This window comes from Shewanella goraebulensis (assembly GCF_030252245.1).
Taxonomy (GTDB): Bacteria; Pseudomonadota; Gammaproteobacteria; order Enterobacterales; family Shewanellaceae; genus Shewanella; species Shewanella goraebulensis.
On the sequence record NZ_CP126972.1, the window covers coordinates 1,535,084 to 1,548,840 of the forward strand.

General features: G+C 40.6%; 15 protein-coding genes. 13 read left to right on the forward strand and 2 right to left on the reverse strand.

Features of this window, described 5'->3' with window-relative positions; translation table 11 throughout:
• Positions 1-116: 116 nt before the first annotated feature.
• The 8 genes from lepA to QPX86_RS06475 all read left to right on the forward strand — a co-directional run bounded on the left by lepA (position 117) and on the right by QPX86_RS06475 (position 7,563).
• On the forward strand, positions 117-1,907 hold the full coding sequence (lepA, locus tag QPX86_RS06440) for a translation elongation factor 4 (RefSeq protein WP_220753602.1): 1,791 nt from the start codon (positions 117-119) through the stop codon (positions 1,905-1,907).
• A 259-nt stretch (positions 1,908-2,166) separates the two neighbouring features.
• Positions 2,167-3,081, forward strand: a complete 915-nt coding sequence (gene lepB, locus QPX86_RS06445; RefSeq protein WP_220753601.1) for a signal peptidase I — start codon at positions 2,167-2,169, stop codon at positions 3,079-3,081.
• On the forward strand, positions 3,081-3,761 hold the full coding sequence (gene rnc / locus QPX86_RS06450; protein WP_285164668.1) for a ribonuclease III: 681 nt from the start codon (positions 3,081-3,083) through the stop codon (positions 3,759-3,761). Before lepB ends, rnc begins: the two co-directional genes overlap by 1 nt.
• Positions 3,758-4,762: a GTPase Era gene (gene era, locus QPX86_RS06455; protein WP_285164669.1), complete on the forward strand. Its 1,005-nt coding sequence runs from the start codon at positions 3,758-3,760 to the stop codon at positions 4,760-4,762. The genes rnc and era overlap by 4 nt, the downstream gene beginning before the upstream one ends.
• Before the next feature lie 48 nt (positions 4,763-4,810).
• On the forward strand, positions 4,811-5,539 hold the full coding sequence (gene recO / locus QPX86_RS06460) for a DNA repair protein RecO (protein ID WP_285164670.1): 729 nt from the start codon (positions 4,811-4,813) through the stop codon (positions 5,537-5,539).
• 161 nt (positions 5,540-5,700) lie between these two features.
• Positions 5,701-6,438, forward strand: a complete 738-nt coding sequence (gene pdxJ / locus QPX86_RS06465; protein ID WP_220753597.1) for a pyridoxine 5'-phosphate synthase — start codon at positions 5,701-5,703, stop codon at positions 6,436-6,438.
• Positions 6,438-6,818: a holo-ACP synthase gene (acpS, locus tag QPX86_RS06470; protein WP_285164671.1), complete on the forward strand. Its 381-nt coding sequence runs from the start codon at positions 6,438-6,440 to the stop codon at positions 6,816-6,818. Before pdxJ ends, acpS begins: the two co-directional genes overlap by 1 nt.
• 202 nt (positions 6,819-7,020) lie before the next feature.
• Positions 7,021-7,563, forward strand: coding sequence for an Mpo1 family 2-hydroxy fatty acid dioxygenase (locus QPX86_RS06475; RefSeq protein ID WP_285164672.1), 543 nt, complete (start codon positions 7,021-7,023; stop codon positions 7,561-7,563).
• Between the two features lie 90 nt (positions 7,564-7,653).
• Here the strand turns inward: QPX86_RS06475 and QPX86_RS06480 are convergent, their stop codons facing one another.
• Positions 7,654-8,937 (reverse strand): HlyC/CorC family transporter, encoded by a 1,284-nt coding sequence (locus QPX86_RS06480; RefSeq protein WP_220753594.1) that lies wholly within the window; start codon positions 8,935-8,937, stop codon positions 7,654-7,656.
• Positions 8,938-9,050: 113 nt separating this feature from the next.
• Positions 9,051-9,839, reverse strand: coding sequence for a cytochrome C assembly family protein (locus tag QPX86_RS06485; RefSeq protein ID WP_220753593.1), 789 nt, complete (start codon positions 9,837-9,839; stop codon positions 9,051-9,053).
• 265 nt (positions 9,840-10,104) lie between these two features.
• Here QPX86_RS06485 and ffh point away from each other — a divergent pair, with 265 nt between their 5' ends.
• The 5 genes from ffh (at position 10,105) to rplS (ending at position 13,646) form a co-directional block, all read left to right on the forward strand.
• Positions 10,105-11,478, forward strand: a complete 1,374-nt coding sequence (ffh, locus tag QPX86_RS06490) for a signal recognition particle protein (RefSeq protein ID WP_153914082.1) — start codon at positions 10,105-10,107, stop codon at positions 11,476-11,478.
• Positions 11,479-11,693: 215 nt separating this feature from the next.
• On the forward strand, positions 11,694-11,945 hold the full coding sequence (rpsP, locus tag QPX86_RS06495; protein WP_153914083.1) for a 30S ribosomal protein S16: 252 nt from the start codon (positions 11,694-11,696) through the stop codon (positions 11,943-11,945).
• 20 nt (positions 11,946-11,965) lie between these two features.
• Entirely contained in the window at positions 11,966-12,496 is a 531-nt protein-coding gene (gene rimM / locus QPX86_RS06500; RefSeq protein ID WP_220753592.1) for a ribosome maturation factor RimM, read from the forward strand.
• Between the two features lie 15 nt (positions 12,497-12,511).
• Complete coding sequence (gene trmD / locus QPX86_RS06505) at positions 12,512-13,258, forward strand: tRNA (guanosine(37)-N1)-methyltransferase TrmD (RefSeq protein WP_220753591.1); 747 nt, start codon at positions 12,512-12,514, stop codon at positions 13,256-13,258.
• 34 nt (positions 13,259-13,292) lie between these two features.
• Positions 13,293-13,646, forward strand: a complete 354-nt coding sequence (gene rplS / locus QPX86_RS06510; RefSeq protein WP_055025610.1) for a 50S ribosomal protein L19 — start codon at positions 13,293-13,295, stop codon at positions 13,644-13,646.
• Positions 13,647-13,757: the final 111 nt, after the last annotated feature.

A 13,757-nucleotide genomic window follows, 5' to 3' on the forward strand; every position in this document is an offset into this window, starting at 1 on the left:
GCCTATTTTTACATTGATTTCCATTGGTCTATTGATTCTGATTGGTATTAACCCCTTATTCAGGTACAATTTGGCACCATTATTTTCATCATTTTAGTAGTAGTCATTTCATCCAAATGAAACACATTAGAAACTTCTCAGTTATTGCTCATATCGATCACGGCAAATCAACCTTGTCAGATCGCCTTATCCAATTTTGTGGTGGTTTATCAGACCGTGAAATGGCCGCTCAAGTTCTTGATTCTATGGATATCGAGCGTGAGCGTGGTATTACCATTAAAGCACAGAGTGTTACACTCGATTATAAAGCTGAAGATGGCGAAACCTATCAGTTAAACTTCATTGACACGCCTGGTCACGTTGATTTCTCGTATGAGGTATCTCGTTCGCTTGCTGCGTGTGAAGGCGCATTGTTGGTTGTTGATGCGGGGCAAGGCGTAGAAGCACAAACACTTGCTAACTGTTATACCGCGCTTGAAATGGACCTTGATGTGGTACCAATCTTAAACAAGATTGATTTGCCACAAGCAGACCCTGATCGCGTCGCAGCTGAAATTGAAGACATTGTTGGTATTGACGCCATGGATGCCGTTCGTTGTTCAGCTAAAACCGGAATCGGTATTAAAGATGTATTAGAAACAATCGTTTCTGATATTCCGCCACCTGAAGGTGATGTTGATGCTCCACTGCAAGCATTGATTATTGATTCCTGGTTCGACAGCTATTTAGGCGTCGTGTCTTTAGTTCGTATTAAACATGGCGTACTAAAGAAAGGCGACAAATTTAAAGTGATGTCGACAGGTCAGAACTACAATGCTGACCGAGTTGGTATTTTTACGCCGAAACAAACAGATACACCTGACTTAAAAGCTGGTGAAGTTGGTTTTGTTATCTCTGGTATTAAAGAGATCCACGGCGCACCAGTAGGTGATACGCTCACACACGCTAAAAATGGTGCAGAAGAGCCACTTCCTGGTTTTAAAAAGGTGACTCCGCAGGTTTACGCGGGTGTTTTCCCAATCTCTACCGATGAATTTGAAAACTTCCGTGAGGCATTGAATAAGCTGAGTTTGAATGACGCTTCATTATTCTTCGAGCCTGAATCATCGTCTGCGCTAGGTTTTGGTTTCCGCATTGGTTACCTTGGCTTACTGCACATGGAAATCATTCAAGAACGTTTAGAGCGTGAATACAATCTTGATTTGATTACCACAGCGCCTACTGTAGTTTACGAAGTTGAAATGACTAGTGGCGAAGTTTTGTATGTCGATAACCCATCAGGTTTACCTGCGATAAACAATATCGAAGAAATTCGTGAACCAATTGTTGAAGCTAACATGTTGGTACCAAAAGAATACTTAGGTAACGTCATTACCTTATGTGTTGAAAAACGTGGTGTTCAAACCAATATGGTTTATCACGGTAATCAAGTATCTGTGACTTACGAACTGCCAATGGCAGAAGTTGTGATGGATTTCTTTGACCGTCTAAAATCTACCAGTCGCGGTTATGCATCATTAGAGTATAACTTTGTTCGTTTTGAAGCTGCTGACATGGTTCGCTTAGATATCTTGATTAATGGTGATCGCGTCGATGCTTTAGCAATGGTTATTCACCGTTCAAACATCCGTCATCGCGGTTTAGCACTTGTTGATAAGATGAAAGAGCTTATTCCAAGACAAATGTTTGATATTGCTATTCAAGCAGCAGTTGGTAGCCAGATTATTGCGCGTTCAAATATTAAAGCGATGCGTAAAGACGTAACAGCAAAATGTTATGGTGGCGATGTTTCTCGTAAGAAGAAATTATTACAGAAGCAAAAAGACGGTAAAAAACGTATGAAGCAGGTAGGTAATGTTGAAGTACCTCAAGAAGCGTTTTTAGCCGTATTGAAGCTAAATGACTAAGCTCTTAATCAATAAGCCTTACTGAGGCTTTTAATAAGAGTAAAGATAACGCCGCAGTTTGCGGCGTTGTTATTCCTAAAAGTCATTTTTATACGTTTTTTGAAAAATTTATGAGCAAAAGTTAATTTTGCAAACGAAGTGATTTTGTATACTTTGTAACATTACAGACAGTGATTCTGAATGACCTACACAGGATACTTATTAAGCAGTTTAAATCACTGAATCCATTTTAAAGTGTAAGGCAGGAGCTTAATACCCAATGGCAGCCCATTTTTCTCTTATTTTAGTTATAGTCACTCTCGTGAGTGGTTTGATTTGGCTCGTCGATGTTATCGCGTTTGCGCCAAAGCGCCGCGAAAAGCTTGCAATTGCAGAAGCAAAACAATCAGATTTGAGTGACGAAGCAAAAGAAGTCATCACTCGTGAGCCTGTGGTAGTTGAATTTGCCCATTCAATATTCCCAGTGATTGCCTTCGTATTGATTTTACGTTCTTTCATTTATGAGCCTTTTCAAATTCCTTCGGGTTCAATGAAACCAACGCTGCTTGTTGGTGACTTTATTCTCGTTGAGAAATTTAGCTATGGATTACGCGACCCAGTTTGGCGCAGCAAATTAGTTGAAACGGGCGAGCCTGAGCGTGGTGATGTGTTCGTATTCAAATATCCAGAAAACCCACAAATAGACTATATTAAAAGAGTTATCGGTTTGCCTGGCGACCGAATCGTTTATCAAAATAAGCAATTTTTAATTGAACCAAAGTGTGAAGAAGGAACCAATTGTCCCCCAGCCAAAGCTATTAAGTTAAGTAATGTCAATCGTGGTGAGTTTTCACAGGAAGGCATTCCATTATCTCGTTACACAGAGCAACTTGGTGACGTAGCACATGACATTCTAATTAACCCGTCACGTCCAGACTTTAGTAATCATTTTTACGAACAAGCTGGCACCGCGGTAGGTGAGTTTATTGTTCCTGAAGGGGAATACTTTGCAATTGGTGATAACCGCGATAACAGTACTGACAGTCGTTTTTGGGGATTTGTCCCTGAAGCTAACTTAGTCGGTAAAGCGGTTGCCATTTGGATTAGTTTTGAATTTGAACGTCCAGCTAGCAGCTGGTTGCCAACTTGGGTACCAACAGGTGTTCGTTTTGACAGAGTAGGTGCAATTAAGTAATGGAACCAATAAAGAATTTACCTCGTTTATGCGGAACGCTGGGTTATGAGTTTACTAACGTGGATTTGTTAACTCAGGCATTAACGCACCGAAGCGCTGCCTCAAAGCATAACGAACGTCTTGAGTTTTTAGGTGATTCGATTCTATCAATCATTATTTCAGATGCGCTATATCACCAATTTCCAAAAGTGACCGAAGGTGATTTAAGCCGTATGCGCTCTACGTTAGTAAAAGGTGAAACCCTTACCGTAATAGCGAAAGAGTTCAAGTTAGGTGATTACCTTTATTTAGGCCCTGGTGAACTAAAAAGTGGTGGGTTTAGACGTGAATCGATCCTTGCTGATGCGGTTGAAGCCATTATTGGCGCAATTTATCTAGACGCTGATATTGAGACTTGCCGTGGCTTATTACTGACTTGGTATAAGCAACGTTTAGCAGAAATTAAACCGGGTATTAATCAAAAGGATCCTAAAACGATTCTTCAAGAATACTTACAAGGTTATAAAAAGCCGTTACCTGAATATCAAGTTGTTGATGTTAAAGGTGATGCACACAACCAGACATTCACGGTTGAATGTCGCATTTCAGAAATTGATAAAGTAGTGACAGGTGTCAGTACTTCAAGAAGAAAAGCTGAACAGCTAGCAGCTGCTCAGGTATTGGAGCTAATTAATAAATGACCAAAAAAACAGACTTGCCAGAAAGCTCGCCAGTAGAGCCAAGCTTGGATGAATTATTGGCAAGGATGAATGGCGCTGCACCCGCTGCTGAAGCTAAATACGAAGTGACTTTTTGTGGCATGGTTGCCATTGTCGGCCGCCCTAATGTAGGTAAGTCGACTTTATTGAATAAGTTGCTTGGGCAAAAAGTTAGTATTACTTCTAAAAAGCCGCAGACCACACGTCATCGTATTATGGGTATTCATACTGATGAAGCGAAACAAATCATCTTTATTGATACTCCAGGTCTTCATATTGATGAGAAACGCGCTATTAACCGTTTAATGAACCGTGCTGCTGCCAGTTCATTAGCTGATGTTTCTATGGTTGTGTTTGTTGTTGACGGTATGACATGGACTGAAGATGACGAAATGGTGCTTAACAAACTGCAACAGGGCAGTGGAAAGCGTAAAACGGTTTTAGCCATTAACAAAGTCGATAATATTAAAGATAAAGAAGCGTTATTTCCTTATCTAGCTGAGCTGTCTGAAAAGTTCACCTTTGATGAAATTTTGCCAATTTCAGCAACTAAAGGCACTAACGTTCAGCGAATTTTAGATTTAGCCCAAGAGTCATTACCTGAAGGGCAATTTTATTTTCCTGAAGACTATGTGACTGACCGTTCTCAGCGCTTTATGGCTTCTGAAATTGTGCGCGAAAAACTCATGCGTTTCTTAGGTGATGAACTACCTTACGATGCTACCGTTGAAATCGAACAATTTAAAATGATGGATAATGGGGTTTATCAAATCAATGCCTTGATTTTGGTCGAACGTACAGGTCAAAAGCGCATGGTAATTGGTAATAAAGGTGAACGTATTAGAACCATTGCTACCCAAGCTCGCCTTGATATGGAAACCTTATTTGATAATAAAGTTTTCTTAGAGGTGTGGGTAAAAGTTAAATCGGGTTGGGCTGATGATGAACGTGCGCTGCGCAGCTTAGGTTATGGCGAAGACTAACGCTATGTCAGTCTCGTGCTTATCCATTAGCCGTTAGGCGTCGCTCTGATGCTGCGCGGCTATATACTCCACCATCGTCCTTACAGAGAATCAAGTGTGATTGTTAATCTGTTAGTCGATGGTGTAGGTCGCCTTGATGCCTTAGTCAGGGTGGGTAGCGGAAAAAAATCCATTAAAAGTATCATTCAGCCTTTTCAGCCGCTGATATTTCAGTTCAATAACAAGTCAGACTCTACTGATACCTCACTTAAATTTATTACTCAAATTGAGCCAGCCGCACCAGCATTACCGTTAAAGTCTAATAGTTTATATTCTGCGATGTACCTCAATGAACTTCTGGTTAGAGTACTTAATGCCGGCCAGCATGCTGAAGGCTTGTTTTTACATTACCATCGCAGTTTAATGGCACTTGCTAGTGAGTTTGACTCTCAACATTTACGTTACTTTGAAATGGAATTGCTGAATGAATTAGGCGCTTTACCATCCCTTGAATATGACACTCAAGGTGAAAATATAACTGCTGAGACTAGCTATCGAATTATTGCAGATGAAGGTTTTTTACCTGTGGCTCAGCAGGCATCGGCAAACGTGACAAATAGCCGACATTTATTATCAGGTGAGATGCTAATTAACTTAAAATCCAAACAACTTGCTGAAAATAATTTAGTGCAAGCTAAAGGCTTAATGAGGTTACTATTATCTCCTTTGCTAGGTGGGAAGCCATTATTGAGTAGAAAGTTATTCATTAAAAATCCCCCAAAAAACAACAGTGAATAGCAAGTAAAGGACTATGGCAATAGTTTGACCTAGATTTCATGCCTAATGAACATTTTAAAAAGTAGTTTCTCTGTAGATTTCTTTATAAAGTGTTCATAAAAACTAATTGAGTATTGATGTCAAAACTGACATCAGGCGATAAAAATATAAAGGAGCCCACAGTGAGTGGAATTTTATTAGGAATTAACATCGACCATATTGCTACTTTACGTCAGGCTCGTGGTACTGAGTACCCCGATCCTGTTCATGCAGCAGCAGTGGCAGAGCACGCAGGCGCTGATGGTATTACTATCCATTTACGTGAAGACCGCAGACACATTGTTGACCGCGATGTTTATTTACTCGCTAAAACATTAAAAACAAGAATGAACTTTGAGTTTGCTGTTACTGAAGAAATGATTTCAATCGCTTGTGATGTAAAGCCAGCTTACGCATGTCTTGTTCCTGAAAAGCGTGAAGAACTGACGACAGAAGGCGGTTTAGATGTTGCTGGTCAGCTCGATAAAATAACTCAAGCTGTCAAACGTTTAGCGGCAGAAGGTATTAAAGTGTCTTTATTCATAGATGCTGATAAAACTCAAATTGATGCCGCCGTTGCTTCAGGCGCTCCATATATTGAAATTCATACAGGTTGTTATGCTGATGCCAAAACAGATGCTGAGCAGTCACTAGAATTAGCCCGAATTACCGAAATGGCAAAGTATGCCCATGGAAAAGGTTTAATCGTTAATGCGGGGCATGGTTTGCATTACCATAACGTAAAGCCTATCGCAGCAATTCCAGAGTTATATGAGTTGAATATTGGTCATGCAGTTATTGCTCGTGCTGCAATTGATGGTTTAGCTGTAGCGGTAAAAGATATGAAGCAACTGATGCAAGAAGGTCGTAGAGGCGAGTAATGGCAATAATTGGTTTAGGGACTGATATTGTCGAAATAGCGCGAATAGAGACTCAGTATGAGCGTCTTGGCGATAAGTTAGCTAAACGTGTATTAACGCCTGTGGAACTCGAGATTTATCAAGTATCTAAAGTTCCACATCGTTACCTTGCTAAGCGATTTTCAGCGAAAGAAGCGGCTGCTAAAGCGCTTGGGACTGGGATTGGACGTGGTGTATCGTTTCAGCACATTCATATCAGCAATAATGATAATGGTGCTCCGCAGATAAGTTTCACCGATGGTGCTTTAGCGAGAATGAATGAGTTGGGTGCTACCTGTGCGCACATTACTATTGCTGACGAACTGCATTATGCTGTGTCGACGGTCATCATAGAATCCTAGTTTTATCGCTCTTTATCCCCTTGAAAATTATAAAGGCGCTTATGCGCCTTTTTTATTGCGCTTTATAAGCCTATGTATGCAGCAGTTAGACTGTATTTTATTATTCCTGATTCAAACAGTTGTTTATCTAGAGCTTGAGCTCCATCGCTGAAATAGGGTAAGTTAATGGGGTGTTACATTATAAAAATAACAAGGACTCCTAATGAAAACGGCTGTGGAACAACTCGCAACTTATAAAAGTGTGCATTTAAATCCTAAAAATATCAGAACACACTTTGTAGGCGTACCACTCATCATTTGGTCAGTATTTTTGTTACTGAATTTGATACCAATCAATTTTGTATTCTTAGCTGAAGATGGCTTAAAAATTAATATCGCCACTATTTTTGCTATAGGCACACTCATTTATTACTTCATTTTGCATAAAGGTTTAGCGCTGGGATTAACGATTTTTATTATTCCAGTGCTCATTACATCATCAATGGTAGCAACGCTTAATGGTGCTTGGGCTATTGGTGTAGGGGTATTTTTTGTTGGTTGGGTGATTCAGTTCATTGGTCATAAATATGAAAAAGCTAAACCCGCTTTTATTGATGACTTAAATCAATTACTCATTGGTCCTTTTTTCTTGATGGCAGAGTTATATTTTATGCTAGGTATAAACAAACCTTTAGAGGCAGAGATAACCCCGATTGCCCGTGATAAACGTAGAGCCCTTGAAGCAAAAAGAAAACAAGCTGGATAACATTAAATTTAACATTATTAGTAAACAAAAAGGCGCATGATGCGCCTTTTTTGATGTTAATTATCAATACTGAATAGAGACAAGCTTGTGCTAATCCGTATCTTCTTCAGGTTCTTCAATTAGCCCTGGGATAACTTTAACGGCCTTGATCATGTTGTCGGATACTTCAATTACTTCAATATCATAATGATCTATTTTCAGCTTTGTGCCAGCATCAGGGATATCTTCAAGGTATTCAATAATTAAGCCATTGAGCGTCTTAGGGCCATCTATTGAAAAGTTCCACTTCATCTCTTTATTCAAATCACGGATGTTAATTGTTGCATCAATGACAAAGCTACCGTCTTGCTGAATATCAATATCTTCACTGGCTGTGGTGATCATTGAGGTAGTAAAGTCACCGACAATTTCTTCAAGAATATCTTCTAGGGTGACTAAGCCTTGAATATCACCGTACTCATCAACTACTAAGCCAAAGCGTTCTTTGTTCTGTTGAAAGTTCGATAGTTGAACCGTTAGAGGTGTGCCTTCGGGAATAAAATACAGCTCTTTTACAGCTCGAAGAAGAGACGATTTACTAAACTCTTCCTTAGACTGTAACCGCAAAGCATCACGTAAATGAATAAAGCCAACCGCATCATCGATGTTATCACGATAAACTAATACGCGAGTATGAGGGCTTTGAGTAACTTGTTTATTAATCAGTTTGAATTCGTCATTAACGTTAATTGCATAGATATCCGAGCGAGGGATCATGATATCTTCAACTGTGACCTTTTCTAAGTCGAGGATCGACAGCAACATTTCTTGATGTCGTTGTGGAATAAGGGCGCCAGCCTCATGGACTACAGTACGCAACTCTTCCTGACTTAATGCATCATTGACGCTGATATTTTTAATACCTAATAGACGCAAAAAACCTGATGTGATGAGGTTAATGACCTTAACTAATGGCCATAATACTGAAAGTAACCCACGCAGTAAAAAACTCGATGGGAAAGCAATACGTTCAGGGTGGAGGGCTGCAACGGTTTTAGGAGTGACTTCTGCAAAAATTAACACCACTAATGTCAGCACGCCGGTAGCTATCGCTACGCCGACATCACCAAACAAGCGCATACCAATGATAGTGGCAATAGCAGAGGCTAAAATGTTGACTAAGTTATTGCCAATCAAGATTAAGCCAATCAATCTGTCTGGTCTTTCAAGCATTTTTAATGCGCGTTGCGCACCCTTATGGCCGCTAGCAGCAAGGTGACGAAGACGATAGCGATTTAACGTCATCATAGCTGTCTCTGAACCTGAAAAGTAGGCTGAGATCAGGATTAACACCAGTAAAGAGAGAAGAAGTGTGCTGGTAGAAATGGCGTCCAAAAAGGGCTCCAGTTGACTTAGTAAAATTTACAGTAAAAAAAAGACGAATGATGAGTATCAATCATTCGTCATGAGTGTCAAGTCTGAGAGGGGGTACCTGCCAGATTTGTAGTTTATCTTAAAATGATTTCAGTCACTATTCGAGCGCCAAAATAAGCTAAAGACAATAATGTTGCCCCTGATAATGTGTAAATAACAGCAGTGCGGACTCTACAACCAATGGCATAGTTCTGCCAAAGCATCGCACCATAAACTAACCAAGCTAAGATTGATAAAATAGCTTTGTGACCTTTTCCGTCTTCAAACATATCTTCTAAAAAGATAAAACCAGTGGCTAAGGATAGGGTCAGTAGAATCATGCCGATAGTCACTAAATGATAAAGTTGTTTTTCAACTGTCATTAAAGGTGGCATGCCAGGGCTCATCATTGCTTTTTTGTTTTTGAGTTTGTTCTGAATCAACAACAATTGAATTGCATAAAGTGCGGCAATCATTAATGCACTGTATGCCATCAGAGAAAGCACAATGTGGGCTAAAATCTCTGGATGAATATCAAAATGGATAATGTACTGAGGTGGAATTAACCACAAAACAGCTACTGAGATCACCGAGCAAGCATAAACCACTGGGACCACCACAATTACTTTTAAGCGATGCATGATGATGGTAAAGCTGAATGCGATAATCCAGTTAACCAATGATATTACATTGGTTAAACTAAAGTTCTGCCCATCAGCGGTGAAAATCGTTTGCGAAAGTGCGATACCGTGCAGCACAACTGCAATTGATGCAAAAATGGCCACTAATCTACGATTAGGACCTTCTGCATGGAATAATCGACTCGTTACTAGAACAAGTGCAATGCAATAAAACAACATAGCCGAAGCTGAAAAAATGACCATCTGGAATAAACCTATCAAGTTATGAGTGCAGGTTGTTTTTAAAAATAAAATCAGCACATCTATATTTATCTTAGATTAACATGAACCCTACCCATTAGGGCAGTGACCCAAGACTCAAAATTTAACAGTTTCCACCATTTAACTCCAAATAATTTACGAATAATGACCTACATCAATAGTCAGGCTTAAGGCTAATCTCGCATCTTTAAGTAGTTTGGGTATAATAGGCGCCAATTATCGAATCGTTTAAGGTAAACAGCAGAGCATGTTTGAGAATCTAACCGACAGACTGTCACGAACCCTCAAGAATATTAGTGGTCGTGGTCGCTTAACCGAAGACAACATTAAAGAAACCTTACGTGAAGTGCGCATGGCACTACTTGAGGCTGATGTTGCTTTGCCCGTTGTACGCCAATTTGTAAACAGCGTAAAAGAACGTGCAGTCGGTCAAGAAGTCTCTAAAAGTTTAAGTCCAGGACAAGCATTCATTAAGATTGTCCAAAATGAACTTGAAAAAGCGATGGGCGAAGCTAATGAAGCATTAGATTTAGCCAGTCAGCCTCCAGCAGTATTAATGATGGCAGGTTTGCAAGGTGCGGGTAAAACCACCAGTGTTGCAAAACTTGCGAAATTCTTACGTGAGCGTGAGAAAAAATCTGTTTTAGTTGTGAGTGCTGATGTTTATCGCCCAGCTGCGATTAAGCAATTGGAAACCTTGGCTGAAGAAGTTGAAGTCGAGTTTTTCCCATCAGATGTTAGTCAAAAGCCAATTGATATTGCTACTGCAGCAATTGCACACGCGAAATTAAAGTTCATTGATGTTGTTATTGTCGATACGGCAGGTCGTTTGCACGTTGACGAAGCCATGATGGATGAGATTAAAGATCTCCATGCGGCTGTGACCCCTGTAGAAACTTTATTTGTTGTTGATGCTATGACAGGTCAAGATGCGGCTAATACAGCAAAATCATTTAACGAAGCGTTACCTTTAACCGGTGTTATTTTAACAAAGGTTGATGGTGATGCTCGTGGTGGTGCAGCGTTATCAATACGCAACATTACTGGAAAACCAATTAAGTTCTTAGGTGTTGGTGAAAAAACTGATGCGTTAGAGCCTTTCCACCCTGAACGTATCGCTTCACGAATTCTTGGCATGGGTGACGTATTGTCACTGATTGAAGAAGTAGAACGTGGCGTTGATAAAGATAAGGCCATGAAGCTTGCTTCAAAGGTGAAATCTGGTGGTGGATTCGATCTTGAAGATTTTCGTGAACAACTGCAGCAAATGAAAAACATGGGCGGCATGATGGGCATGATTGAAAAGTTACCAGGAGTAGGGCAACTTCCTCCAGAAGCATTAGCTCAAGTTCAAGATGGCAAGATGACCAATCAAATGGAAGCTATCATCAACTCAATGACGCCTGGCGAACGCCAACGTCCTGACATTATCAAAGGCTCGCGTAAGCGCCGTATTGCATTAGGTTCTGGTACTCAAATTCAAGACGTTAACCGTCTTTTGAAGCAATTTACCCAAATGCAAAAAATGATGAAAAAGATGTCAGGTAAAGGTGGCATGAAGAAAATGATGCGTAGCATGGGCGGAATGATGCCTCCAGGAATGAAATTTCCGGGGCGTTAATTAGCTTTAGAACTTCAAAATATTTATCAACTTCAGTTCGTAAGATTGATTCTTAACTATGCAGCTAATGTTCCCTTAGTTTTTAAAACAACGGATTTGGTTGCAATAGTTGAAAAATCAGGTAAAATCTTGCGGCTTTCTCTGGGGCCCTTCGCGAACACGGAGTCCCAGTTTTTATTTTTGCTTACTAGCAAATCATTAGAGGAATAAAACGCATGGTTACCATTCGTTTAGCTCGTGGCGGCGCAAAAAAGCGTCCATTTTACAATATCGTTGTTGCTGATAGCCGCAATGCTCGTGACGGTCGTTTCATCGAACGTGTTGGTTTTTTCAATCCTTTAGCTAAAGGCCAAGAAGAAACTCTACGTTTAGATCTTGATCGTGTTGATCACTGGGTTGGTACTGGTGCAGCAACTTCAGAACGCGTAGCGAAATTGATCAAAGACGCTCGTAAAGCTGTTGCTTAATAGCGTTAAGGTATAAATAGATGAGTAGTAACCAACAACCAATCGTACTAGGCAAAATTGGCTCTAGTCATGGTATTAAAGGTTGGATGAAAATCACTTCTTATACCGATTCTGTTGAAGGTATTTTTGATTATTCACCTTGGTTCATTAAAGAACAAGGCGAATGGCGTGAAGTAAAAGTCGCTCAGTGGCGTTTTCAAGGGAAAGCACTTGTTGCTTGTCTTGAAGGTATAGATACACGTGAGGATGCGCAACAACTTACAAATTGTGAGATTGCAATTCAGGCTGACCAAATTAAAGACTTGTCAGAAGATGAATTCTACTGGAGAGACTTGATTGGTTGTACTGTGACCAATACTAAAGGCTACAACATGGGGGAAGTTGAACAGATCGTGGAAACAGGATCTAACGACGTACTTCTTGTTAAAGCTAACGTAAAAGATGCATTCGGCAAAGCGGAACGTATGATCCCCTTTGTCCCTGAGCAGTTCGTCCTAGAGGTGAACGTGCAAAGTAAACAGATATTAGTGGATTGGGATCCAGACTTTTAAGTCGAGGTACAACATATGTGGTTAGGGGTAGTAACCCTGTTTCCTGAGATGTTTCGTGCTGTTACAGACTTTGGAGTTACGGGTCGAGCCGTTAAAAACGGCCTGTTAGAGTTGCAAACGTGGAATCCTCGTGATTTTACGAATGATCGACATAATACTGTTGATGACCGTCCTTACGGTGGTGGTCCAGGTATGTTGATGATGGTGCAACCGTTACGCGATGCTATTCATGCAGCGAAAGCTGCGGCAGGTGACGGTGCGAAGGTGATTTATTTATCGCCTCAAGGACGCAAGCTGGATCAGCAAGGCGTCAGTGAGTTAAGTAAATCATCTAGTTTGGTATTGGTATGTGGTCGATACGAAGGTGTTGACGAACGTATCATCCAATCTGAAGTTGATGAAGAGTGGTCGATTGGTGATTATGTGCTTTCGGGCGGAGAACTACCAGCAATGACTCTTATTGATTCAGTTGCAAGGTTAGTACCTGGTGTACTAGGTAAGCAAGCGTCAGCAGAGCAAGATTCTTTCTCTGATGGCTTATTGGATTGTCCACACTATACTCGCCCTGAAAACTTAGATGGTGTCGGTGTTCCAGCAGTGTTGTTAAGCGGTGACCACGAAAAAATTAGACTCTGGCGGTTACAACAAAGTCTTGGTAGGACTTTTTTGAGACGACCAGAATTATTTGAAAATCTAGCTCTGACTGGCGAACAAAAGACTCTTTTAGCAGAGTTTGTTTCAAACATGGACAAGCCTGTTTAGTCGAAGCTCAGTTAATCCTAGAACGGAGTAAGTTATGAACAATATCATTAAAATGCTCAACGATGAGCAAATGAAAACTGACGTACCTGAATTTGGTGCTGGTGATACAGTAGTAGTTCAAGTACGTGTTAAAGAAGGTGAAAAAGAGCGTCTACAGGCGTTTGAAGGTGTGGTAATCGCTAAGCGTAACCGTGGTCTTCACTCTGCATTCACTGTACGTAAAATCTCTAATGGCGAAGGTGTTGAGCGTGGTTTCCAAACTCACAGCCCACTAGTAGCTAGCATCGAAGTTAAGCGTCGCGGCCGTGTTCGTCGTGCTAAGCTTTACTACCTACGTGAGCGTTCAGGTAAATCTGCACGTATCCGTGAGAAGTTGGCAACTAAGTAATAGTTACCTGCTTGAAAAATTAGATGCAGTGTTCGCACAACAACCCGCCTATATGGCGGGTTTTTGTTTATTTGGAGAAAATTGTATTTATGGGTTGCTAAGACTCATTGA

Bases quoted from the DNA above. Each gene is read 5' to 3' on its own strand.
- lepA (WP_220753602.1), top strand. From the start codon at position 117: ATGAAACACATTAGAAACTTCTCAGTTATTGCTCATATCGATCACGGC.
- lepB (WP_220753601.1), top strand. From the start codon at position 2,167: ATGGCAGCCCATTTTTCTCTTATTTTAGTTATAGTCACTCTCGTGAGT.
- rnc (WP_285164668.1), top strand. From the start codon at position 3,081: ATGGAACCAATAAAGAATTTACCTCGTTTATGCGGAACGCTGGGTTAT.
- era (WP_285164669.1), top strand. From the start codon at position 3,758: ATGACCAAAAAAACAGACTTGCCAGAAAGCTCGCCAGTAGAGCCAAGC.
- recO (WP_285164670.1), top strand. From the start codon at position 4,811: ATGCTGCGCGGCTATATACTCCACCATCGTCCTTACAGAGAATCAAGT.
- acpS (WP_285164671.1), top strand. From the start codon at position 6,438: ATGGCAATAATTGGTTTAGGGACTGATATTGTCGAAATAGCGCGAATA.
- QPX86_RS06475 (WP_285164672.1), top strand. From the start codon at position 7,021: ATGAAAACGGCTGTGGAACAACTCGCAACTTATAAAAGTGTGCATTTA.
- QPX86_RS06485 (WP_220753593.1), bottom strand. From the start codon at position 9,839: ATGGTCATTTTTTCAGCTTCGGCTATGTTGTTTTATTGCATTGCACTT.
- ffh (WP_153914082.1), top strand. From the start codon at position 10,105: ATGTTTGAGAATCTAACCGACAGACTGTCACGAACCCTCAAGAATATT.
- rpsP (WP_153914083.1), top strand. From the start codon at position 11,694: ATGGTTACCATTCGTTTAGCTCGTGGCGGCGCAAAAAAGCGTCCATTT.
- rimM (WP_220753592.1), top strand. From the start codon at position 11,966: ATGAGTAGTAACCAACAACCAATCGTACTAGGCAAAATTGGCTCTAGT.
- trmD (WP_220753591.1), top strand. From the start codon at position 12,512: ATGTGGTTAGGGGTAGTAACCCTGTTTCCTGAGATGTTTCGTGCTGTT.
- rplS (WP_055025610.1), top strand. From the start codon at position 13,293: ATGAACAATATCATTAAAATGCTCAACGATGAGCAAATGAAAACTGAC.